This window comes from Vibrio sp. QJM3NY_26, from assembly GCF_057786005.1.
The window spans coordinates 330445-355249 of record NZ_CM173515.1 but is presented as its reverse complement, the minus strand read 5'-3'; the positions used below and the strand labels follow the sequence as shown (position 1 = coordinate 355249).

The following is a 24805-nucleotide window of genomic DNA, read 5'->3' as shown; positions in this document are numbered from 1 at the left end:
TTTTACTGACCTGTTAACCCACTTTCACCTCGGTAGATCACTCGATCGTTACCGCGGTAGATGCCAAATGTGACGACGGTGGAGGGATCTTCATCACCTAGCTGTCTCCAGTTGTAGCGCAGCCATGGCTGATCTTGATCGCTGCCTGAGCATGCAACAGGATTCTCGCCAGATTTAGCCTGTGGTGTCGACGCATCCATTCTTAACCACAATCGTACCTGATCACGTGGCGCATCTGCACCAGCAGGCGTATTTTGATTCGCTGTTACTTCTTCTTCGCCATCATCAACACTTCCACTGCCATTGAGTGAAGCTAGTGTAGTTTTGACTGTATTACTGGTCCAAATGACTTGCTTACAGAAATTTGAACCATTAAAGGTGCTGCGATCATCATCGTCATTCACAACAAAGTCACTACCATCCCAAAACTCAGCACGAAGTGGAATCGTCAAAGTACTACCGGAGTTACCGCCAATATCATCAAGCGCCATTCGGCCATAGCGGGCAGGAGGTTGAACTGGGAATGCTGCCGAACTGGTAACAGGGTCAGAATCTGTAAATGACACAGGATCCGTTCCCTCGATCGTTAAACCAAAGTTTGTAATCGTCGAGTTAGCATCTGATGTATTAAACGGTGTATCTCTTCGGCTAACACCATCTAAATCCACAACTCGTTGAAGCTCAGCTGCATTGTCATTCAGCAACCAATGTTTACGATCAGTTGACCATGTTCCAGAGCCCGTATCTAACAAGAAGCCGTTATCAGTGTTGCTATCATCTAAAACACCAAACTTTGCTTGTAACTCTGCATTAAAGAACCGGTAATTATTAAGAACATTATCCGTATCATCTTCACCAGAAGCCATTGGATATACTTGGTGAACTGTAGAATCATAAGGTTGACTTAGGTATGCGATATCATTTTGATTGGCGACATTCCATTCCGGAGTAGCTTGCACAAAGTATTTAGGGTAAAAGCGACCTATCGATTTGCTGCCAGAGAAGCCACCAAGAATTTTGCCATAAAAGCTGTTCGAGTCTTCAGTCACTTCAAAATTAAAACTACCCGCTTCTGAGTACTTCAAACTATCGAACTTATAACCTTTACTCGCCTGGTCATTCGACGAAATTTGTTTAGTTAGCTGGGCTACAGGGGTTAAATCACCTAACTTAGCGTCAGGATAAACCGTAATTAGAGGTGTATCTAAAGTCGTTGTAACTTCGACGCTTGCTGTCGACTTAAAGTAGTTGTTCGTCAACAAGTTATCATTAGTGCAAACTGCAGATGAATCGGTATGCTTTATTGGACGAGCATAAACATCAAATGGCGCTCCGGCAGCAGCAAAACTATCTGAGTCTTTCTCGTTGCTGTTTCCATCTGAGCTCTTGTTGGTGCAAATAGCAAATTTCCAAGGGCGAGAGTAGACCGAGAAACTTCCCTCTACATCATAATTCCCATCTTCGGGACAACCAGCGAAACCAGTACAATCAAAGCTACTATCTTTTAAAGTAACATTGAAAAGACCTGATTCAGAAATAGTTAAGTCTGTTGAGGCGCTGCCTTTTTTGAACTCAGGTAAGTAAGTCAGCGAACCATCGGAACCACTCCAAGAGCTATCAAGCTCATGAGCAATAGTAACTTCATCCCCAGCTTCACCCACATAGTTTTCAGCAACTACGATTGAATCACCAGAATCACACGCTAAAACTTTAGTTACTGTCGGTGTAGCCTGCCCCGCAATAACGTCAAGGCGATTTGTTGGAGTATTGCCATCCACTAAAGAGAATTTAAATGGCACGAACTTGAACTGACTTTCGACCTCTTTGCCAGAATCATCGACTAATGTCGCTGTTAGCTTATAACCTGTATCAAAATCAATATTGGCAGTATCTTTAGCGACAACTTTTAAAGTTAATTCACCATCGTCATCTGAAACATAATTCGGGTAAGTACCTGAACCTTGTAGCAGAGAAACGTCGAATTCATCAGCGTCTGGCGTAATAACTACGGTAACGCCTAGACTTTCAGCCACACCATTATTAGAGGTATTAATGGTAAATTGAGGGGAGTCGTCGCCACACATCAAAGCTAAATCGGTTGCCGGGGAAATATCAATTTCATAGTCATCCGAAGGTTGAAAACAATGATTGTCAGTCGCAATAATCTGAGCTGAATTCGCCATATAAATTTCATTCGCAGTTACCGCACCGTAAACAATGCTCGAATTACTTAACCGTACAACAGATTCACTATAGATAAGCCCGGTAAACACGGCATTTTGACTTAACGTCAGGCCGCCACCTGACTTTGCATGGACCAAAAGAACGAACTCAGCTTCACCTAAAGCACTGAACGAGCTATTATTATTGCTCACGCTCACCTTACGTGCGTGAATCGTAACCTTATGCCCGTCAGGAATTTCAATATTACCCGCGTTATTGATATCAATCTCATCAATCCAATAAGTGCCAGAAGTAAAAGTTACGGTACCTTTACCTACACTTAACTGACCAATGATCTCATCATTAGAGAAAGTACGATCTTCTTGCCAAACATTAATGACCTCTGACGATACTTTAAAGCTTTCCAACTCCTGCTTATCAACCATCAAACCGGAGTCCCCAGAACACCACAAACCATCACACCCAGGGGTATTCTCATCGGTAATACTCTCCTGGCTAAAACCAACAAAGCGTTGCCCACCAGACATTGGAGCTCCAGAGATGTTTGATTGATTAGATAAACGCAATGCAGCTGAACTACTACTTGCCCATGTTTGGGCTGGAGATGGAAATAGCTCACAGATCTCAGATATAGGTGGCTTATCAAATAGGAAATAAGAAAAAGGTTCAACAACATGCCCTCTCTCAGGGTCTTTGGTCATATCCTCTTCGTTGATAAGAGAAACCCCTGCTTTGCTTACCGAACATCTACGTAGCCAACCACCATTGTTACCGTTCCGAGTTCTTTTAGATGCAAGTAAAGTCGGTGTAGAAGTAAAGCCTGATACTGAAAAAGGGCTAACAAGTTTGCACCCTTCAGTAATCGGTTTAATTATATTGTCATTCAAGGTTGTTGTTTGTTTAGTGGAACCTTGACCAAGCCAGAATTTACGACCATTAACAAAACCTTGTCCTAATCCTGCGACAAAACCAACCTTTTCTGGAGTTATTGAATCACTATTACGACTAACCTCAGATCGGTCAAGTACCAAAGAAAACGAAGAACGAGAGGGGTTTAATGCTATAGGAGTCAACCACAATGGAGAACCATTAGTGCGATTCTGAACTGTTTGAATTTGAACTAACACACCTGGAGAGCTATTAAAGCTTTGGTTTAATCCAAAATCACTAAAACGCACTGTCTTATTCTTATTTCCCAAGCCCCCGGCATTAGAATATGTTTTATCGTAGCTAACTTCACCCGCAACGATTTTTGCACCGTTATCGAACTCAAGCACTCCCGGTTCAATAACTAAATAATCGATATTTTCCATGGGTGCATCAACATAATTAACTACTTTATGTCCACTGTTATTAGGGTTGCCACATTTCCCACCGGGCTTCATTCTTACACACGCCTTCGTGGTAGGAGGGAGAAGTTGCTTCACAGATGCTCCAGATGTCGATACTGACATAACACGCAAATCTGAGGGATATTCAGTTGTGTTTGAATTAAAATTTGAGCGACTAGAATTGACAGTTGCCATAACAAAAACAAGCGGAGGTGACGTATAAGTATTACCAAAATCAAGGTTGCAACTTACTGACGGTCCTGAAATAGTACATTTATCGGTGGGAATCGTACCGAACTCAAACTGAGGGTTAGTATTAATATTAGCTTGAACTAATGGAGATAAAAAAAGCGCAACTAATAATATTGAAAAATGCTTTATCATAACTACTCCCTCACCCAAACTTCTTGAATTCGTTGCACTTGGTTAATACCCGAACCACAAATGGCTGTTGATTCTATTTTGAAAAAGCCAACGCCATCTAAAGTTCCAATCTGGTTACAAGTTAATTCTCCGACAGTACAGATAGTCGACATGCCGCTGCTCAATTGATTTGAATTTAAATTGCTACAGACAGCGCTAACACTTGTTGAAACCGCAGGTGATACCGTCAAAGGGTAAACTTGAGTAAGTGCCCACTCATTCGCTGAATGTGCTAATAGCCAAGCCTGTGTTCCAAGCTGTTTACGCGTTAATGTATCGTGATTTGACCACTGAACTTGTACTAAAGAGGTCGCAAGAAAGCCCATCACCACAATAACAAATATCGCGACGACCAAAACACTGCCTTGTTGAGATGATTTTCTATGGCGCATTGAGTACCTGCACATCTTGTTGGTAAACGCTTACTTCACTGTTTTGCTCAAGCACAAGATCGATGTGAATCACGCCACCTCGCTGCAAGCTTGGCTCTTCGTAGCGGAAGTTACTTTGAGCATAATTGATGCTATCCGCAACGGTGATTCCATTGCGCTGAATTAAGCCTTGATTCTGAACAGTATCATTCACTAAACAGTAACTCACCGAGGCACTACTATCATAAATATAGTGGCGTTGAGCAATTGACTGACTACTAAGGCTTACGGGAGAAGCGGTAAACACATTATTCGTGGAAACTAAACCTGAGACCGAAATCCGTTTAATCGAACCAGCTTCTAGCTCGGAGTAGTTGGTTGGGTTAATAATTAGGAAATCGTCTGCATCAAGTATTGGGGAGTCTTGCCCGATGATAAAATTGAGCTCATTGGTCGCTTCATCTAAATGATAAAAGCCCGAATACTTGATTGGATAGAACGTTAAACACTTTTGCGTATAAGCAGAGACAGGCGCGATGCTTGTATCAAAGCTGTTGGGAACTGCATGACTGATTTCTCGCGACATCTTTTCTACAACAAACTGCCCTTTAACCTGAACCTTTTGTCGGTCAATTGTTTCAACATACCCTTTCATGCCATATTCAACAAAACCTGCGATAGCGAGACCGATGACGGCAACCACAACAATGGTTACGATCATTTCTATAAGAGTAAAACCACGTTGTTTCATTAGTAGTTCCCCTTATAGGCAATCACGCTGTAGCGGTTATTACCACCAAAGATTTGTATTTCAACGCGCTTCATCGTGCCAATAGTATTATCGTTAGTTCCGTCCATGTTTTGATCATACGCCACCGAAATCTCAACACGAAAATTGGCATAACTGTCTTCAATATTTTCGTCTAGGATATTAGCGAGCGGGTACTTCGTTGATGAGACACACGCAGACTCCGTCGTATCGGTGTACCAACAACCGATATAGTCATCGACATCATTGAAAGCTGCGGGGGTTGCCTCTGAACCATCCACTCCGAGTTCATTGGGAGCAGAACAAGCGGTCGCACCTGCATCCCCACAGCGCACCAGGCCACCATCAAAGTCACTATGTTCGTCAAAGCCACGCGCCAAAATTTGATTCATCAAACTCTGCCCTAACGCCACTGAACGATTTTGATATTGCGGGTCGGCCGAGCTTGCCACTTGAGGTGCCAAAAAGCTGGTAATCGTGACCATCGCAATGCCTAATACGATAATCGCAACAATGCTTTCAATTAGAGTAAAGCCACGTGAGCGAATCATAGGCACGTACCTTCACGCACATAGCCTTGAGAATTAATACACACCTGAGCGCTATTACTGGAGGTATTTGAATTAATAGTAATATTAACCCCAGCTCTCACCGAAGGGTTACCCAATAGATCAAAGTCGATAATGGTATTCGCAGGGGAAAATGAGATGTCGGATTCTCTCACATAATCACTACGGGCATCGGCTTGTGCTTCTTGAGCGCTATTCGATAGATTCAAACTGCAAGCAGTTACTGAACCTAGACAATTACTATTAATAGCAAGACGAAAACTATCATTAGCAGCCGAAACATTCGATTGCATTCGGTTCACTTGAATTTGGCGAATAACGGAGATGGCCTGCTCTTGCGCAGTAAAAGTAGAATAGCTAGAAGTACCAGCGAAGCGACTCGCGGCAAAAGTTGAAATAATACCGAGGATAATGATAACGATGATCAGCTCTACCAGAGTAAAGCCTTTGGATATGGGGCTGTTATCCATAATGAGCCTCTAACTGCTTAGCGAATACTTATTATACAAGATAACGAAGCTTACGATATTATGTATGTGAATAGCTTTGATCTTTGTGTGCTTTGGATAGAAAAAAGGCCAGCAGGTGCTGGCCTTAACAACAATGACTATAAATTAATCACATGCAGTTGCTGGTTCATTATCATCACCAGGAACAACAATAATAGTTGTAGCTGGAGCATTGGCCGCTGTCGCTTCTGAGTATCTTACACAGCTACCATTGAAGTTTTGAATACCATAAACAAGCGTAGCGTTAGTACCGACAGTACCACCCGAGCTTAATTCTACAAACTCACCAGATTGATCAATAGTTGCGCCAATACCAGCTGAAGTTGCAATAGGGTAACCAAAAGAATGAGCAATCCCATCGATAGATGTTGCTGATGCGCTTGCCGCTACATATTGTTGACCTTCAATACCTTCAATTGCAGCCTTACCATAAGAGATCCCCATAGCACCAGAAATCGCCCCACGTAAACCTTGTAATGTCGAGTTCTTCGCATCATCTTGCAGATTTAGGAAACGTGGTGCTGCAGTTACAGCAAGAATACCTAGAATAACAATTACAACCACTAGTTCGATTAGGGTGAAACCGCCTTGTCTTTTCATAGTTAAGCTCTCTCTATGTTTAATTTTACGCAGACTTACTGCAAAGTTACGGTCACACGACCAGTTTTAATTTCGTAAACAAATTGGTGCTCGGTATTACCTTCTAATTGAATGTAAGTACACGTTGCATCACCTGAATTCGCTTGCGCTGAATATTTGTAATTTGAGTCGCTAGCAACATCTGAAACCGCACCTACTTTAGGTGGGTTTTGCAGTAAGTTTTCCATCAACTCAGAACAGGTTTCATCTGAAATATCTTGTGGTGCAGTGCTCGAATCGTTGTTCAGAGTCCATGGGTAGCCATCTCTAAAATCGGTATCGACATTGTTACTGTTCTTTGATCTTGTTAACCAAAAATCAACACCATCATAATTTACAGTATTGTATGTTTCAACACCTATATTCTCTGACGGCCTAGCTTCTGCTTCCCACTGTGCTCTTGCCGACAAAACGGCGGTTGCAAAACCACCTGCGACACCTTCAATACTTGATTTCTTGGCTGCATCCGTCACATCTAAGAAACGAGGTAAAGCAGCAACCGCCAATAAACCAACGACAACAATCACTATAACCAACTCGACTAGGGAGAAACCCTTTTGATTTTTAAGCATTTTCTACCTACTCATCTAATTGCTAACGCGCATTATACATTTGCACACGTATAAAACCACAGAAAAACTGTCAATATTCTCACAAAGCCAAAATATTGGCTTTTACACTAAATCTTTCTTTTTCGAGCAATATATCTATCTGATACTTATCACTATAATGATAACGACAATGAAACTGTATGTTATCACTTTTATCTTCAATACTCGGTGAACTGAGCCCTAAAATGCTCTCTTGAGGGTATAATTCCTCAAGCCAATAATGACAGTCTCGCTCATCTCCTTGAATCGGCATTATCCAGCCTGTTCGGCTATAACTTTTAGGATGTTCCGAGCTATTGTTTTGCTCAGCACCCGATAACAAATACTGTTGCTTGAACAAATTCGCTTGCTCTAAAATTCGCTTGCTCGCGACGATCAATGCCGTATTAGTCGCTTCTTCTTCTACCGTTTTAAAGGCAGAGAGCACCCCCACGATAAGAAAAAGAATAACGACACTCCAAATAACAAAACGTGAGCGTTGTAGGTTATTTAGCATTCCCTAGCCTTTGATTGCATCCAGCATTCCCCACATAGGTAGGAAAATACCCAGAGCTAAGATCAGCACCATACCAGCCACAACCACCAATAAAATAGGTTCGATCCTTGCGGTTAAGGTCTTTAAGTCATAATCGACTTCTCGATCATAAAAATCGGATACCTCAAGTAGCAGCTCATCAATACGGCCGGTTTCTTCACCCACCGAAATCATTTGTATCACCAGAGGGGTGAAAATTTCGCTATTGATCGCTGTTGAAGAAACCGTACTACCGGCTTCTATTGCGGCTTTCATAGCTTGTACTCTCAACTCAAGGAATCGGTTATCCAACGCTTCCGCAGACAACGACAGTGATTGGTTCAGTGGTACACCGGCTTTTAGCATCAAGGCGAATGTGCGTGAAAAACGCGAAAGTAGCGCTCGATTCACTACCCCACCAATCACGGGTATTTTTAAGCGTAACCTGTCCCACTTCTCCAATCCTTTGTCTGTCTTAACCCATGCTTTGAAAGCAAAAATAAGACCAAAGATAACCGCGAGCATTAAGCCCCAGTAATTAACAAAGAACTCCGACATACCAATTAAGATACGAGTTGGGAGCGGCAGGTCGACACCAAAGCGCGCAAACATACTAGAGAACTGTGGAATAACCTTAATATTGAGAATGAACATCGCGACCAAAATAAAGCTGATCACAAAGGTTGGATAACGCATCGCAGTCTTGATTCGTTTGCGAGTCTCTACTTCTTGCTCATAGTATCCAGCCAATTGCAGCAAAGCTTGGTCTAAACGACCGGTATTTTCACCAACCCCAATCATTGAGACGAACAGCGGACTAAATACCTTGGGATGCATCTGCATCGATGCGGCTAATCCACGGCCATTGGTTAGCTCAGCAACCACTTCTTCTAGCGCTGCTTTCAGCTGCTTGTTTTCACAGTTTTGAGTCAGGCCTTTCATCGACCTTAATAGTGGTACGCCTGCCTTGGTTAGGCTGTATAACTGTCGACAAAACAGAACCAAGACTTCAAGCGGAACATTGGGTGAAAACAGGCTAGATACATCCATATCCAAGACTGAACCACCACTTTTACCCAGCTTGATTGAGGTGGGAATAATTCCCTTACTCATCAAACTTTCTGCGGCAAGATCTTCGTTATTCGCCTCTAACTGACCCGTAACCTGGCTGCCATCAGAACTGCGACCTACATAACGATACGTTGGCATATCACTCTACCCCTACAGATAAATTGGGTCAGTGGCACCGGAAGCATCGCCTTCACCAAGGTGCATGATCTCATCGAGGCTCACGACACCTTGCAAAGCTAGCTCCATCGCAGAAGCCAACAACGGTTTGTAGTTTTTAGACCGCCTTGCCGTTTGAGCAAAGCCAACCGCATCATTCGCTCTGAGTGCATCCATCATGTCTTGCTCTAGCTCCAACATTTCAAATACACCAATACGCCCGCGATAACCGGTTAGGTTACAGTTCTGGCAACCACGACCTTTCATGAATGGCACAGCCACTTGATTAGGGAAACGTACGCTCAACCACTGCTTACGAGGTTCATCCAATTCATCCTCAACCTTACAATCAGTACACACTTTACGAACTAATCGCTGTGCCACCACCGCTCTCACGGCACTTGCCACGAGATAACCGGGAGCACCCATGTCCATCATACGCAGCGCACTGTCTACTGCATCGTTGGTATGCAGCGTACTTAAAACTAAGTGACCTGTCAGTGCGGCTCTCAAGCCAATCTCAACGGTTTCGTGGTCGCGCATCTCACCAATAAGGATGATATCGGGATCCTGACGAAGGAAAGTTCTGAGGATAGTAGAGAAATCGAGATTGATCTTAGGGTTTACCTGAACTTGGTTCACTCGAGGGAGGCGGTATTCCACCGGGTCTTCCGCGGTAATGATCTTTTTGCCCGGCTCGTTTAATTCGCTTAGCGCACCATAAAGGGTGGTTGTTTTACCTGAACCCGTCGGGCCAGTGACCAAGATCATGCCATGTGGACGGCGTAATTGTTGGCGAAGACGAACAAGAAGATCATTGGGAATACCCGATGCTTCTAGCTTACGTAAGCCTGCTGATTGGTTAAGCAAACGCATCACCACAGACTCACCATGTTGCACGGGCATGGTCGACATACGAATATCAACAGACTGGCCTTTGGCTCGAATATTAAAACGACCATCTTGAGGAAGACGCTTCTCTGAGATATCGAGGTTTGCCATTAACTTCAAGCGCAGTACGAGTGCAGAGGCAATATTGACTTCATTCAGCAGTGTTTCATGCAGCACGCCATCAATACGCTGACGAAGACGCAATACGTTTGAATCTGGCTCAATATGAATATCAGATGCACCGACTTGGATTGCATCTTCAAATAACGAGTTGATCAGCTTAACGACCGTCACTTCGTCACTGTCTTCACCAGCAATATCAAAATCAAAGGCGTCATTGACTTGGTGTTCGGCATGAAGCTGCTCGGCGAAAGACGCAATTTCTTTGGTTCGGCGGTAATAGCGATCAAAGCCATCCACTAATTGTCTTTCTTGAGCGACAACGAACTCAAGCGCGTAGTCACCTAGTTGCCCAAGTAATGATTCCTGAGCAAACAGATCCGCAGGATCACTCATGGCTACACGTAACGTATCGCCTTGGCGCCCAATCACCAATGCACGAAGGCGACGAGCATGTACTTCAGGTAAAAGCTGCACCGCTTCAACATCAACAACCGCTCGACTTAAATCAATGAGAGGAATAGCGAGTTGCTGGGACAAGAAACTCAACATCTGTTGTTCTGATAAGAAACCAAGTTCAATCAGCGCATCACCCAGCTTACGACCGGTACTTTTTTGAGCAGAAAGAGCTTGTTCAACTTGGGCCTCTGTGATGATTCCCTCTTCGACGAGCAAATCACCTAGCCTTTTTCTTAATCTAATTTGCATCGCCACTCTCCTCTAAAGCTTTGATTATGTTTAAGCGGTCACGCACAAAGTTTTGCGATTGAGATGAGATTCCAACTCTGGTTAAGGCACCTTGGTATGACTCTTTTGCAGCAGAAAAATCAAGTTGACGCTCTTGTTGAATCGCAAGGCCAAGCCACCAGCGAGCATTATCTGAATCAACCTCGACTAACTTTTGATAACTCTCGAGCGCGATGTCTTCTTGCTGAGATTTTTGACTCAATGCAGCACGCATTGCCAAATAATCTTGAGTAGGATTTGGTGGCATGTGGATTAACGGGCTTAAAGCCGCTTCTGCTTGGTTAGCTTTAACCAGCAGTTTAGATAAGCCCAACCGTAGCTTTTCGCTGTTGATATTAAGTTTGATACCAGATTGAAACAGCTCGTAGGCTTTGCGAGTGTCACCCTTGCCAAAATAGAGAATCGCGAGTTTCTGACGAACCTCTTCATTTCGTGGCGTATAACGCAAGGCTTCAGTGTAACCTTTCAAAGCACCAGTAAGATCATTCGCATCAAGTGCTTTCTGAGCTCGCCCTTGTGCATTCACTGATAATTGCTCAGGCGTTAGCTCTACCTGCTCAATCAACATTTCGCTATTTTCTGAACTGTCAGAAGATTCTTTCTCATTAGTGATAGGAGCCAGATCTTTTTTTGCCACGCTAGCAACGTAAATCGGCTTTGGAATGTCAGTATTAGTCGCTTTAGCCGTGCTTAACGGTTTAGGCGTAACGTTAGGGGTTGTCGTTTTAGAAGTACTCGACCTTGTCGTTGGCTTAGCTTGAACGTTATTGGCCACTACTGTGTTTTCTGCTGAACGGGGCGTTAAATCTAGCGTCACTAATTTCTTGGTTGGCGATGAGAGTGTTTGAGTGACAACATCCTGCATTTCTCCAGAACTCTCTACGACAGAGACCTGGACTTGAGCATCTCGAGTTGAGATTGAATGTTCAACGGCTGGGCCTTGTGATATTGCCCAACCGCCCATCGCTAAGCTCAAAGTGAAACCTGTCACTAACCAAACCAATGGGGAGCGTGTTTTCACTTTAGGCACCACTGCCGCTTCAATCGACGTCGCTGACTTTTTCTTTGCCAATTCAGACAAGGCGTTATTTATGACGCTCATAATTAATTCCAACCCCACAGTATTGGCGTTTTAAATTTAGGCTTACATACATCGTAAGTTTCATGCATGGCTGAAAACAGGTGCTGATTGTCGATACTTTTTTCATCTTCACTGAACGAGAGCAAAAGAGCCTTATGGCATAGTTGATTTATCAATCTTGGAATACCTAACGAGGAGCGACAAATCGCCTTTTTTTGATTCAAACTGAACAATTCAGGATTACCACCAGATTTAACAATCCGATTATCAATATACGCCACCGTTTCATCGAGAGTCAGCGGCCTCAGTGTTGAACTAAACGTGATTCTTTGACGAAACTGCCTAAGGTGATAAGCCTCTAATCGAGCATCCAACTCAGGCTGCCCTAATAAAACAATTTGCAGCAGTTTTTTATCTTCAGTTTCAAGGTTACCGAACAACCTTAATGTTTCGAGAGCTTCATCCGATAGAGCTTGAGCCTCATCAAGAATCGCTACCACTCTTAAACCTGAGTTGTGTAACTCAATGAGCTTATGCTGAATGTTATCAACTAAGGTTGCTTCATTATCGATAGTCAAACCCAGCTCTTTAGCAACGGCTTGGCGTAAATCAACACCAGAGAGCATAGGGTTTGGTAGGTAAATAAGAGCTGTACAATCATTTAGGTGATTGACCAACATCCGACAAACCATGGTTTTTCCAGTACCAACCTCTCCGGTGACCTTAATCACGCCCTCGCCCATTTCTAACGCCGAGATCACCGTTTGAATCGCTTCGAAATGAGGCGCTAAACCATAAAATAAATCGGTATTCGGCGTTAAAGTAAATGGCAGTTGTTCAAAACCAAAGTGAGCTTGATACATAAGTGACCTAGCTTAGTTAGATGCTGCCAATCTACATTGAGAAAATAAGCGATTACTCTTCATCAGGGAACCACTGCTGCAGCAGATCTCGAGAGCGTTCTAACTCAGTTTGCCAAGTATTCACGCCAACAATCGTTGGTTTTAGTAAGATCACTAACTCAGTTTTTTGCGTCAACTGACTGGTATTACGGAACAAATGACCGAGTGCTGGGATATCGCCAAGGAATGGTACTTTCGACGTGATATCACTGGTGTTTGATTTCATTAATCCACCAATCACCACAACATCACCATCTTGCGCACGAATCACTGAGTCAGATTCACGAATAGAGCTTTTTGCCAATGGAAGTGAAACAATACCTGTAGTTGAACCAAGGTTAAGCTCTTTCACCTCTTCTGCAACCTCAATAACGGCAGGATGGACATGCAAAAACACACTGCCTTTATCATCGATCTGAGGGGTCACATCCAGAGAAATACCAGAGAAGAATGGGGTTAACTCAACCTCAGGGGCCACATTCGCGTTATCACCACTACCAACTGCACTTGATAAGTCAGTTACGTAGTATTCGTCGGTACCCACTTTTATCACTGCTTTTTGGTTATTCGCAGCAGTCACCCTTGGGCTAGATAAGACGTTCAAGTCACCCTGTGTACCCATGAAACTCAATACCGCCTCAAAGCTACCACCAGAGACAACAAGGTTAGATTGACCACCTAAAGCAGCGCCGATTGGGTCCATGCCTGGCAATGTACTTGGGATAATCGCACCAGCGGCATCTTTAACAATAGAGCCCATACCTATCGTATAGTTAGTACCATTCGACGAGAACATCTTGGTCCAGTTGATGCCTTGTTGATAGCCATCACTTAAGGTCACTTCCATGATTTTGGCTTCCAAGATAACTTGGCGCTGCAAACGCTTCTGAGAAATACCTAAGAACTCTCGAACCTCACGAATTTCGTCAGGGTAAGCACGAACCGTAATCACACTGGCTTGCGGCGTTACCACTACACTTTGCCCATCACCAGAACCAATGAGGTGAGCAACTGCCGCTTCAAGCTGTGGCCAGAAATCACTTTCAGAGGTCGTTTCAATCTCTGTACCGCCGTTCGATGTAGAATTCGATGAGTTAGAAGAGTTGGATGAATTTGACGAGTTTGAGTTCGAGCTTGAAGAGCTCGATGAATTAGAGTCAGAAGTCGTGATCGTTCCGGTGGTGATGGTCGTCAATGAACGACCTGAACGCTTCACTTGTAAGTAATCAACTGGGATCGTCACTGTGCGTAGACCAGCAGGGTAAATCTGAATAACTTTGCCACGTTTTTCTATATCGTAGCCATACATATCCTGAGCAACAGCCAACACTTCATCTAACGTCACATCTGTCAGGTTTAAAGTCAGCTTCCCGGCAACGCTTGGGTGAATAGCCGCGCTGTATTCAGTGCCTTTTACCAAGCTAGCAAAAAAGGTTCTCGCTTCAACACCTTTAGCTTGAATACGAAAACGCTTAACGGTTTCCATACCCGGAGACATGGCATCCGTATTAAGCTGAGGCATCAGGTCATCTTGTACCGACGAAGGAAGATCACGAAGCGCTTTGCTATTCGCTTCATTAATTGATTCGTTTAAAGACTCTTTAATCTCAACGGGATCTCTATGTCCCATCGAACAGCCGACTAAAGATGACACTAGGATTGCTACTACAAGTTTACGCATGTCTTCACTCTAACCTTAATTATTCTTAACATCTAAAGAGAACATCTCTAATTTCCACTGCTTAGAGCTTCTCTGCAGAGTGACGTATTCTGGATCTATGTTCTTAACTCGGTACCCTCTGATCGTTTCTCCTTGACCGAGAATCTGACCATTCATAATGGCATAGCAAGGTGTATCGCCTTTGCACACAATGCTTTCTAGAGAAGGTAAGCGATAACGAGTTGGCGCCTTTTTAGCTGACGTTATTTTTTGTTGTGGCGTCAACCAGCCTAATGGCGCCGTAGGATCCTGTTCGGCCCAAGCCATTTGGCTACTAAAAAGTAATGACAACAAAAGAGTTCTAACCACCGATAAACTCCTGTCTAGTACCTAGTGTGTAAACCTCAAACACCAGTCGAGCTTTAGGATATTCTTCAACCGAATACTGAAATGTGCGCCAGTAATAACTGACAGGAAGAGACTCAAGCGCTTGAAGATAAGCGGAAATATCAAAGTAACTGCCCGTTAATTCCATTCTTACAGGGTGAAGAAAGTAGCCTGAATATTCACTGGTCTCTTGATTATTCGAAATTGCTTCTGGTTTTAACGACTCTAGCGATTCGAGCTTAAGTCCATTTCCGGCATTAAGAACACTCTCCAATAGTTGAGACATTTGAGAAGGCGTGATCAGTCCATCGACAATCTGGGAAAGCTGAAGTGACAGATCTTGGCTCTCCACCAGCAGTTTTTTGTACTCTCGATTAATGTCTTTGTCTGGATCTTTGTTTAACTTAGCTTGAAGAACGAGCAACTCACCTTGCTGTCTCTGGTTTGCCTGAGTCAGATTCATCGTCTTAGCATTTTTAGCCTGTAAATCGAGATACGCTGGCTCAACCAACAAGGTGAACAACAACATAGATAGGCCAACAAAACCACACACGAAAAGTAGCCACTTTTCTCTCTGACTTAATGCAAGAAACTTATCGCTGAGCTGGTTCCACTGCTGCATTATTTACTCTCCCTGCGAGTACTTAGCTCAAACGTCACCACATCCTGATCATTGCGCCCAATTTTTAGTTTTTCAAAAGCACGTCCAACTAAATTAAGCTCACTTTTAAACTGACCAATCCAGTTAGGAACCACATTTGCGTTACGAGCAAAGCCACTAAGATCTAAAGTATCGTGAGTCATGTAGATGTGCGAAAGAGAGATATCATTTCGGCCTAATTTAGCTAAGGAATTCATGACGCCAGAATACCCGACTTGTTGTGATTCGTCGTATTGTCCTACCGCCTTCAAAGCCTCTTTTTTAGCCTGAGTCTCACGTTTGAGACGCGCAACTGCCGCCACTTTCTCTGGAGACGGTTTATGCTGAGTTAACTTACTATTCAATTGGTTAACTTGCTTGTTAAGCTGGTTCGAGTCATGTTGCAAAGCTGTTAGGGTTTTATCTAGATTAGAAGCTTGATACTGCATTACAAAGTAACCACCAAGTAGCAGCACACAAACGAGCCCCCAGCTCGCAACAACATTCGTCAGCGTAAAATATTCTTTCTTAGGCTTGAGATGTTCAGGGTAAAGATTGACATTAAAAGCCTCTTTTTCAGCCGCAAGCTTAACCAACAAACTCTCTGAATTATCACGCTCACCTTCAACGAGCAGAGAAACTGTCGAACTCAATGTATTATTTAACGCGCCTTGTAGCTCAGACTCATCTTCCTCATCACAGCAGATTTTCAACTGATGAAGTTGAGTACCTTTAATTTGAGAAGAAAGGTAATCAATCGAGCGTTGGAGTTCTAGAGCAAGGCCATCTAACTGGAGAGCGCTTGATGCAACACCCGTTAAAGGTGGAACAACACTACGGATGGTTCTTTGAAAGCAAACGGTATTTTCAACAAACGCACCCAGCTTAAAGTGTGAATTGGCGCTGCGCTGTAAAAGGATGAAATTAGACAGTTCGCCAGCACTGTAACCCCAGATTTCATCTTCAGGAGCAACACCTATTAATTCAACCTGAACCGAATTAGCAATATTCAAAAGCTTGTCTAACAGTTTTTTAGGTAGAACATACACTTGCAGCTTATTCGACGTCGGTAACGCGACCGCACTTGCAATAATTTCGGTCACTCTTTCAGATACAAGATCTTTGAGTAAAAAAGGCAGGGCAACCGACCATTCACTCTCTGGAATATCCGGTTTATCAATTTGGTAGGTTTGGTAGTAGTTAGCACAGACAATCAGCTGGAGGCTATTACTAGTAAACGCCTCACTGCTAAGCGATTTTTTTAGCGCACTCTCCCAGTCCCCATTAACCACGGGAATGCTAGTTACTTGAGGTTCTTGTTCTGTCGATGAAATATAAATGGCATCGTTGCCTAACATGACAACTTGAGAGCTGCCTTTACTATTAGTTGGCTTTATCTTGTCTAAAATCGCTTTAAAATTCATTGTTAACTACTACTCTTACGCCATCGATTTCTTCGTCCAACTTTCACAACAGATTCCGCTTTCGCGACCTTTTCAGCTTGATTAGGCAAAGGGATAATTTGTTGTTCTTCGTCGAAATATCTCCCTTGATAGCCGTTAATGCCTAACTCTATCAAGGTGTTCTTTTCTTGTTTTGTCTCGACTCCAACAGCAATAACTTGAGTTGGAGAGTCACCGCATGCCCCAATTAAGCTTCGGACAAACAGTTGATTCTCATGCCTTTGATCGATTTTCTTTATTAAGCTTCGATGAAGCTTAATGTAATTGACCTTCAAGTCCTTTATATAGTGAGTGCTAACAATGGTTCGTCCAGCTTGGCCAACCACCACTTTACACCCTAAACCTCGCAGCATCTTTGCCACCGGTCTCATATAATCAAGGTGGGCAATCAAGTGCCCTTCAGGAAACTCAAACGCAAGCTGAGAGCGATGCTGAGCAGAGAGCTGTAATAGCTCGCTTCTAAACCACTTAAAATGCTGTTTATTCGCAAATGGAGTAACATTCAGATTCACCGAATAGTTGAGAGGCTGAGTTGACTCTTTCAGCGATTTCAACAAAACCTTTAGAACCGATTGGTCCATTTGAGCTTGATAACCCACTTGCTCTACCGCAGGCATAAATCGAGACGATTTCAATAAACCTTTATCAGGGTCCTGAATTCTAGTGAATATTTCTCTATGTAATTCATTGGCTTGACCAGATTCCGGCATAAGATAACATCGCTGAGCAAAGATTACTAAATTTTCAGGAAGCAGCGCTTTATCCAATAATGTTCTCCAACGAACACTGCCTCTATCCAACTCATTTGTATTCTGCTTAGGGTAACGGCTCCAGTTATTAATACGCTCCAGCTGGGCACTCTTTAATGCCGTTTCCGTTTCATCCATGATCTGACTGTGACGCTCACCTTCGGTATACATGGTTACGCCAATATGGCACCAATTATCAGAATCTAAAGGTTCCGGCGGGGTTATCTTGTCTAACTGCCTTAAACACTGAGCCGCCAAGGTAGCAATATCTTTAGCCCCTTGATGCGGAATAAATACGGCAAAATCAGCATCGTAATAACGAGAAAAAATAACATCAGGATAGCGTTGAACAATATTCGACAATACTTCGCCAACTTCGATAATAAAGCCGTCAGTGATTTGCTTGTCATTAGCATCACGGACTTGCTCCCATTCGTCGATACGTATCAATAACACACCACCTCGAGCACCGCTTTCATGCAAAGCCGATTCAAGCTTGTTATCGAATAAGACTCGATTTGCCGTGCCTGTGAGTTTGTCTAGGAAGGTATGGGTACGGATAAAGGTATCGAAGCGGCTTCTTTCTTGACGAGCATCTTGCAGCTCTTCGATCAAGACATCCAAGGCTTCACTTGCCGTGTATGGCCATTCAAGTTCATCTCCCTTTGCATGAGCCTCAACTTGCCCAGCGAGGATCATTCTTCCTCGCTCTTCCAAGATCTCAGAACCCATCAACTGTTCCTTCAACCAACGAACACCACGAGCCAGACAGAAAAGGATCAATGCAACCGCCAAAGTAATTGACCACATTGCTTCCATTGAGTAGCTATAACCAATATAAGGAGGCAGTGCTTTAAACTCGATTCGATAACCTTCATTGCGCTCTAGAATGAAGCTTCTTTCATAAAGACGATTGGGATCAATTTGTGGGGAGGTATCTTTGAAGCGATAAACGATGCCAGTCTGGTTCGAGAGTTTCATCTCAACAATATTGCTCGCCTGCAACATCTTAGGCATCCAACGCTGCATCGAATACGCGGCGTCAGGATCTTCCATCTCTTTATCTACAACGTCGACAATACCAACCAAATAATGGTCTAAATATTCCTGTCCGATACGCTTAAAGGAAAGTGTGCCACCAATAAAAAGAATGAACATCGCACTGATCACTATCACAGTGACAAATGCGACCAATCGAGTGCTCAATTTTAGTGTCGGGGTATATCTCATGAATAACGAAATCCTTTTCAACTCACATTATACCGTATTGCTACTTATACTATAAATTGACATTGTAAATAAAGCGTTAAGAATTCTAGGTAACAAAAAGCCGCGATAAACGCGGCTTTTTCCAATTTAATACTGTCTTTATAATATATTAAAAACAGGGCTTAAAATGGGATGTCATCATCAAAATCCATTGGCGGCTCATTATATTGAGGTTGAGCCTGCTGAGGAGCTTGTTGAGGTGCTTTCGGCTGCTGTTGAGCTGGAGCACTGTATTGTTGCTGTGCTTGTTGCTGTTGTTGTGGCTGTTGTGGCTGACCCCAACTACCTTGCTGTTGGTTGTTACCCATACCACCTTGAGCAGGAGCACCGCCTTGAGCACGACCGCCAAGCATTTGCATTACACCGTTGAAGCCTTGAACAACGACTTCTGTTGTGTAGCGATCTTGACCGCTTTGATCTTGCCATTTACGCGTTTGAAGTTGACCTTCAATGTAAACTTGAGAACCTTTACGTAGGTACTCACCAGCAACTTCCGCCAGCTTGCCAAACAGAGCAACACGGTGCCATTCTGTTTTTTCACGCTGTTCGCCAGTTGCTTTATCACGCCATGACTCTGACGTTGCAATGGTAATGTTCGCTACTGCACCGCCATTGGGCATGTAACGAATTTCAGGGTCATTACCTAGGTTACCCACTAATATAACTTTGTTAACTCCACGGCTAGCCATGATTTGCTCCGTCTAAATTCATAGTCTCAGAAAATTTTAGCGCACAAGAATAGCATGCTTTTCTGCAGTGATAAATCGCATTCCTATTCTCGCCTCACTACAAAGAATAAAAACGTAACAAATCATGATATTCAGAGCGATGTTGCTTTTTTCTCCACTTACAAACCACTCATTTACTTTGATAATTGATATTCAACGCAAGTCACTATTAAGGCGGTAGAGAAGCGAAGGCCTGCATGACAACGTGGAATCTAATTCTACTTAAACAGGACGTTTCAATGAGAAAATCTCGATACGCTCGCACTTTGCATTTTCTGTGCATCGACCCAAACGACACCTATCTACATGTAAAAGAGATAGAAAAGCACTTATCTATTATTCTCTACAAAATGACACCGGACGACTTGATGTTATTTGATCGTAAGCAGAGCAACCGAATTTTACTGGTTGATTACAAAGAGGTGCCTCGATTAATCAACCTTCATCCAAATCTACCTGTGATGTGGAAAAATCATGAGATCATTTTATTCAATGTCCCCAAAGCTCTTCCCACATCGGAGTTGATTACGTTTGGCGTATTAAAAGGTCTCTTTTACAACTCTGAAGAAAAAGCCAAAATAGCGAAGGGACTTGAAGAGGTCATTAATGGAGACAACTGGCTACCTAGAAAAGTGGCAAGCCAATTACTCTTCTACTATCGAAATATCGTGAGCACCAATACCACCCCAACCAATGTCGACTTAACCATTAGAGAACTGCAAGTAATTCGCTGCCTTCAATCAGGCTCATCAAACACGCAAATAGCCGATGACTTGTTTATTAGCGAATTCACCGTCAAATCTCATCTTTATCAAATATTTCGTAAGTTAGCCGTTAAGAATAGAGTCCAAGCTATTGCATGGGCAAACCAGAACTTGCTTGCATAATTGATCAGCCTCTTAAACTGACGATAATTTTGAGGAAAACTCTAGTGAACCATACGGATTGTTGCTGAATTTTCGACATAACTTATGCTAGAGTTGCCCTCAGAAATATCAACCATTCAGGTTGAATCCATAATTATTATAGATAAAGGGTCTTACCATGATCAAAAAGTGCCTTTTCCCGGCAGCTGGCTACGGTACACGTTTTTTACCTGCAACTAAGTCAATGCCGAAAGAAATGATGCCTGTCGTCAACAAACCTCTGATTGAATACGGTGTTGAAGAGGCGATCGAAGCCGGTATGGACGGCATGTGCATCGTGACTGGCCGTGGTAAGCATTCATTGATGGACCACTTTGATAAGAACTACGAGCTTGAGCACCAGATCAGCGGCACCAATAAAGAAGATTTGCTGATCAATATCCGTGAGACGATTGAAGCAGCAAACTTCACGTACATTCGTCAACGTGAAATGAAAGGCCTTGGCCACGCTATCTTAACGGGTCGCGAACTTGTGGGTGATGAACCTTTTGCAGTAGTGCTTGCTGATGACCTTTGTGTTAACGAACAGCAAGGTGTACTGGCTCAAATGGTTGCACTATACAAACAGTTCCGTTGCTCAATTGTGGCAGTCCAAGAAGTTCCAGAGGAAGAGACTCACAAGTACGGTGTTATCTCTGGCGAAATGATTAAAGATGATCTTTTCCGTGTTGATGACATGGTAGAAAAGCCAGAACCAGGCACTGCGCCAAGCAACCTAGCAATCATTGGCCGTTACATTCTGACTCCAGATATCTTTGAGCTTATCGAGCAGACTGAACCAGGCAAAGGCGGCGAAATCCAAATCACTGATGCATTGCTAAAACAAGCAAAAGCAGGTTGTGTATTGGCTTACAAATTTAAAGGCCAACGTTTTGACTGCGGTAGTGTTGAAGGCTACATCGAAGCAACAAATTACTGCTTTGAAAACCTATACAAAAAAGACCAGCAACAAATCGAGCTAGGTAAGCACTCAACAACAAAAGAAGCTTAATCGCTAATTTTGGCTTGCTCGCTGTTTAGCTATTTAGCTATTTAGCTATTGAGTTAACAGCAATTAGCGGTTGGTTAACAGCACATTAAATGATTCCAAGGGTGACTCAAAAGAGTCGCCCTTTTTTGTTTACTGTTTTTTTATCCAGTAAAACTTTGCACAAATCTCACTCTATGTAATACTTTAGCCACTTAAAATTACATGGTCTATTGAGATGGATAAAATAGAAATTAGAGGCGCTCGTACGCATAACCTCAAAGACATTAACCTAACCATACCCCGTGATAAGCTGACGGTTATCACCGGTTTATCAGGTTCAGGAAAGTCGTCACTTGCGTTTGATACTCTCTATGCGGAAGGTCAACGTCGTTATGTAGAATCTTTGTCTGCCTATGCTCGCCAATTTCTATCTCTTATGGAAAAACCCGATGTCGACCACATCGAAGGTTTATCTCCAGCCATCTCGATAGAACAAAAGTCGACCTCTCACAACCCTCGCTCAACCGTCGGTACCATCACTGAGGTCTATGATTACCTAAGACTGCTTTACGCGCGAGTTGGCGAGCCACGCTGTCCTGATCACAATATCCCCCTCGCGGCGCAAACCATCAGCCAAATGGTCGACAAGGTATTAGAACTGCCTGAAGGCTCAAAGATGATGCTGATGGCACCGATCGTCAAAGAACGTAAAGGTGAGCATGTAAAGACACTGGAAAACCTAGCTGCGCAAGGCTTTATCCGAGCTCGTATTGATGGCGAGACCTGTGATTTGTCCGATCCACCCACATTGGAACTTCATAAGAAGCACACCATTGAAGTCGTGGTAGACAGATTTAAGGTTCGTCCTGATCTTCAACAACGTTTAGCCGAATCGTTCGAAACCACATTAGAGCTATCTGGTGGCATTGCAGTTGTCGGTTGGATGGATGATAAAGAACAAGAAGAGATCGTGTTCTCAGCTAACTTTGCTTGTCCAAAGTGTGGCTACAGCATGCAAGAACTTGAGCCGCGCCTATTCTCATTCAACAATCCTGCAGGTGCATGTGGTACTTGTGATGGACTTGGTGTTCAACAATATTTTGATCCAAGTCGAGTGATTTTAGATGAGAACCTAAGCATTGCAGAAGGTGCAATAAAAGGCTGGGATCAGAAGAATTATTACTATTTTCAGATGCTAACGTCGCTATCAGACCATTATGGTTTTGATCTGTATGTGCCATTCAACTCTCTACCTAAAAAGACTCAAGAGATTATTCTTAAAGGATCAGGGCGTACTGAAGTGGAATTCAAATACATCAATGATCGTGGTGATATCCGAGTCAAGCGTCACCCATTTGAAGGTATTTTAAATACGCTGGAACGCCGTTACCGCGATACTGAATCTAGCGCGGTGCGTGAAGATCTTGCCAAGTACATATCAACAAAGTCGTGTTCTAGCTGTGATGGCACGCGTTTAAGATTAGAAGCTCGAAATGTCTTCATTGGCGATACCACACTGCCCGAAATCGTTGAGCTCAGCATTGCTGATGCACTCGAGTTTTTCCAAAACTTATCGCTCAGCGGTCAGCGTGGTCAGATCGCTGATAAAGTAATGAAAGAGATCAATGACCGTCTGCATTTCTTGGTGAACGTTGGTTTGAATTACCTTAATTTATCACGCAGTGCGGAAACACTGTCTGGTGGTGAAGCGCAACGGATTCGTCTCGCAAGTCAAATTGGTGCTGGTTTAGTGGGTGTTATGTATGTACTCGATGAACCATCAATTGGCCTCCACCAGCGTGATAATGAACGTCTACTGCAAACTTTGGTTCACCTCAGAGACTTAGGAAATACCGTGCTTGTTGTTGAACATGATGAAGACGCAATCCGTTGTGCTGACCATGTTATCGATATCGGCCCAGGTGCGGGTGTGCATGGTGGACACGTGGTCGCAGAAGGCACCATGCAAGACATAATCGAAAACCCGAATTCTTTAACCGGGCAATACCTCAGTGGCGCCAAAGAAATTGCGATACCAAAACAAAGAACGCCTATCGACAAGAAAAAGGTCGTCGAGATCGTTGGCGCAACGGGGAACAACCTAAAGAATGTCACTGCGACGATCCCTGTAGGCTTGTTCAGCTGTATTACGGGGGTATCGGGGTCAGGTAAATCTACACTAATCAATGACACCTTCTTTAAAGTTGCCCACACTCAATTAAACGGTGCTACAACCGCAGTTCCGGCGCAGCACAAAAAGATAAAAGGCTTAGAGCATTTCGACAAAGTGATCGATATTGATCAAAGCCCTATCGGTCGCACCCCTAGATCAAACCCTGCAACCTACACTGGTATTTTCACGCCAATTCGTGAGTTATTTGCCGGTACCCAAGAATCACGATCTCGTGGCTACAAGCCAGGTCGATTCAGTTTTAACGTTCGTGGTGGTCGCTGTGAAGCGTGTCAGGGAGACGGTGTCATCAAAGTAGAGATGCACTTCTTGCCAGATGTGTATGTGCCGTGTGATGTGTGTAAAGGTAAGCGTTATAACCGTGAAACTTTAGAAGTTCGCTACAAAGGCAAAACCATTGACGAAGTTCTAGAGATGACAGTGGAAGATGCTCGAGAATACTTCAACCCTGTTCCTGTTATCGCTCGTAAGCTGCAAACATTGATGGATGTTGGCCTTTCCTACATTCGCCTCGGACAAGCAGCGACAACCTTATCTGGTGGTGAAGCGCAGCGTGTTAAATTAGCGCGTGAATTGTCTAAACGAGACACGGGAAAAACCTTATACATTCTTGATGAACCAACAACAGGTCTTCATTTCCACGATATCCAGCAGCTATTGACGGTATTACATAGGCTGCGTGATCACGGTAATACGGTTGTCGTGATTGAGCACAACCTCGATGTCGTCAAAACAGCAGACTGGATCTTAGACCTTGGTCCTGAAGGTGGTCAAGGTGGTGGTGAGATTGTTGCAGAAGGTACACCTGAAGATGTGGCGTTAGTCGAAGGTTCACACACTGCTCGCTTCCTTAAGCCTATGTTAAATTTGAAGTAGGTGTAAAATAGCGCCCTGCGAGCAGACAGAAAAATGTTAAAGTAACAGAGCTTGTTTC

General features: G+C 43.5%; 21 protein-coding genes. 3 read left to right on the top strand and 18 right to left on the bottom strand.

The genetic code is table 11. The annotated features are described in order from the left end of the window. Positions 1-2 precede the first annotated feature (2 nt). The 18 genes from AC3CH4_RS01610 to AC3CH4_RS01525 form a co-directional block, all read right to left on the bottom strand. Positions 3-3899 (bottom strand): DUF6701 domain-containing protein, encoded by a 3897-nt coding sequence (locus AC3CH4_RS01610; protein WP_488543204.1) that lies wholly within the window; start codon positions 3897-3899, stop codon positions 3-5. Between the two features lie 2 nt (positions 3900-3901). Next, the gene (locus AC3CH4_RS01605) at positions 3902-4330 is read right to left on the bottom strand and encodes an MSHA biogenesis protein MshP (RefSeq protein WP_146453696.1); all 429 of its coding nucleotides are present in this window, start codon (positions 4328-4330) and stop codon (positions 3902-3904) included. Beyond that, the gene (locus tag AC3CH4_RS01600; RefSeq protein ID WP_102456358.1) at positions 4320-5060 is read right to left on the bottom strand and encodes a prepilin-type N-terminal cleavage/methylation domain-containing protein; all 741 of its coding nucleotides are present in this window, start codon (positions 5058-5060) and stop codon (positions 4320-4322) included. The genes AC3CH4_RS01605 and AC3CH4_RS01600 overlap by 11 nt, the downstream gene beginning before the upstream one ends. Further along, positions 5060-5629, bottom strand: a complete 570-nt coding sequence (locus AC3CH4_RS01595) for a type IV pilus modification PilV family protein (RefSeq protein ID WP_102456359.1) — start codon at positions 5627-5629, stop codon at positions 5060-5062. The genes AC3CH4_RS01600 and AC3CH4_RS01595 overlap by 1 nt, the downstream gene beginning before the upstream one ends. Then, positions 5626-6117: a prepilin-type N-terminal cleavage/methylation domain-containing protein gene (locus AC3CH4_RS01590; RefSeq protein WP_102456360.1), complete on the bottom strand. Its 492-nt coding sequence runs from the start codon at positions 6115-6117 to the stop codon at positions 5626-5628. The genes AC3CH4_RS01595 and AC3CH4_RS01590 overlap by 4 nt, the downstream gene beginning before the upstream one ends. Positions 6118-6261: 144 nt before the next feature. Continuing rightward, entirely contained in the window at positions 6262-6756 is a 495-nt protein-coding gene (locus AC3CH4_RS01585; protein WP_102456361.1) for a type II secretion system protein, read from the bottom strand. Positions 6757-6791: 35 nt separating this feature from the next. Beyond that, positions 6792-7367 carry a prepilin-type N-terminal cleavage/methylation domain-containing protein gene (locus tag AC3CH4_RS01580; protein WP_017096097.1) on the bottom strand — a complete coding sequence of 192 codons (576 nt, stop codon included), beginning with the start codon at positions 7365-7367 and terminating at the stop codon, positions 6792-6794. 79 nt (positions 7368-7446) lie between these two features. Beyond that, positions 7447-7902: an MSHA biogenesis protein MshF gene (locus AC3CH4_RS01575; RefSeq protein WP_280600155.1), complete on the bottom strand. Its 456-nt coding sequence runs from the start codon at positions 7900-7902 to the stop codon at positions 7447-7449. A gap of 3 nt (positions 7903-7905) precedes the next feature. Next, the gene (locus AC3CH4_RS01570; protein WP_065207165.1) at positions 7906-9129 is read right to left on the bottom strand and encodes a type II secretion system F family protein; all 1224 of its coding nucleotides are present in this window, start codon (positions 9127-9129) and stop codon (positions 7906-7908) included. 12 nt (positions 9130-9141) lie between these two features. Then, positions 9142-10866, bottom strand: a complete 1725-nt coding sequence (gene mshE, locus AC3CH4_RS01565) for an MSHA fimbrial ATPase MshE (RefSeq protein WP_473576726.1) — start codon at positions 10864-10866, stop codon at positions 9142-9144. Next, on the bottom strand, positions 10856-12007 hold the full coding sequence (locus AC3CH4_RS01560) for a tetratricopeptide repeat protein (protein WP_488543203.1): 1152 nt from the start codon (positions 12005-12007) through the stop codon (positions 10856-10858). The genes mshE and AC3CH4_RS01560 overlap by 11 nt, the downstream gene beginning before the upstream one ends. A gap of 2 nt (positions 12008-12009) precedes the next feature. Further along, positions 12010-12849, bottom strand: a complete 840-nt coding sequence (locus AC3CH4_RS01555) for an AAA family ATPase (protein WP_372244440.1) — start codon at positions 12847-12849, stop codon at positions 12010-12012. A 52-nt stretch (positions 12850-12901) separates the two neighbouring features. Then, positions 12902-14569 (bottom strand): pilus (MSHA type) biogenesis protein MshL, encoded by a 1668-nt coding sequence (gene mshL, locus AC3CH4_RS01550; RefSeq protein WP_372244439.1) that lies wholly within the window; start codon positions 14567-14569, stop codon positions 12902-12904. Between the two features lie 15 nt (positions 14570-14584). Then, positions 14585-14917, bottom strand: a complete 333-nt coding sequence (locus AC3CH4_RS01545) for an MSHA biogenesis protein MshK (protein WP_372244438.1) — start codon at positions 14915-14917, stop codon at positions 14585-14587. Further along, the gene (locus tag AC3CH4_RS01540) at positions 14910-15557 is read right to left on the bottom strand and encodes a type IV pilus inner membrane component PilO (protein ID WP_004735949.1); all 648 of its coding nucleotides are present in this window, start codon (positions 15555-15557) and stop codon (positions 14910-14912) included. The genes AC3CH4_RS01545 and AC3CH4_RS01540 overlap by 8 nt, the downstream gene beginning before the upstream one ends. Further along, the gene (locus AC3CH4_RS01535) at positions 15557-16999 is read right to left on the bottom strand and encodes an MSHA biogenesis protein MshI (protein ID WP_488543202.1); all 1443 of its coding nucleotides are present in this window, start codon (positions 16997-16999) and stop codon (positions 15557-15559) included. Before AC3CH4_RS01535 ends, AC3CH4_RS01540 begins: the two co-directional genes overlap by 1 nt. Positions 17000-17001: 2 nt before the next feature. Next, positions 17002-19017, bottom strand: coding sequence for an RNase E specificity factor CsrD (gene csrD / locus AC3CH4_RS01530; protein ID WP_054547883.1), 2016 nt, complete (start codon positions 19015-19017; stop codon positions 17002-17004). Between the two features lie 161 nt (positions 19018-19178). Continuing rightward, positions 19179-19745 (bottom strand): single-stranded DNA-binding protein, encoded by a 567-nt coding sequence (locus AC3CH4_RS01525; RefSeq protein ID WP_017078845.1) that lies wholly within the window; start codon positions 19743-19745, stop codon positions 19179-19181. A 278-nt stretch (positions 19746-20023) separates the two neighbouring features. On the opposite strand from AC3CH4_RS01525, the gene AC3CH4_RS01520 reads away from it, so the two are divergent. The 3 genes from AC3CH4_RS01520 (at position 20024) to uvrA (ending at position 24747) form a co-directional block, all read left to right on the top strand. Further along, a complete protein-coding gene (locus AC3CH4_RS01520; protein ID WP_017084684.1) occupies positions 20024-20671 on the top strand; it encodes a LuxR C-terminal-related transcriptional regulator in 648 nt (215 codons plus the stop codon). Between the two features lie 157 nt (positions 20672-20828). Beyond that, entirely contained in the window at positions 20829-21701 is an 873-nt protein-coding gene (galU, locus tag AC3CH4_RS01515; RefSeq protein ID WP_065606690.1) for a UTP--glucose-1-phosphate uridylyltransferase GalU, read from the top strand. A gap of 214 nt (positions 21702-21915) precedes the next feature. After that, positions 21916-24747 carry an excinuclease ABC subunit UvrA gene (gene uvrA, locus AC3CH4_RS01510; protein ID WP_114632925.1) on the top strand — a complete coding sequence of 944 codons (2832 nt, stop codon included), beginning with the start codon at positions 21916-21918 and terminating at the stop codon, positions 24745-24747. Positions 24748-24805 lie beyond the last annotated feature (58 nt).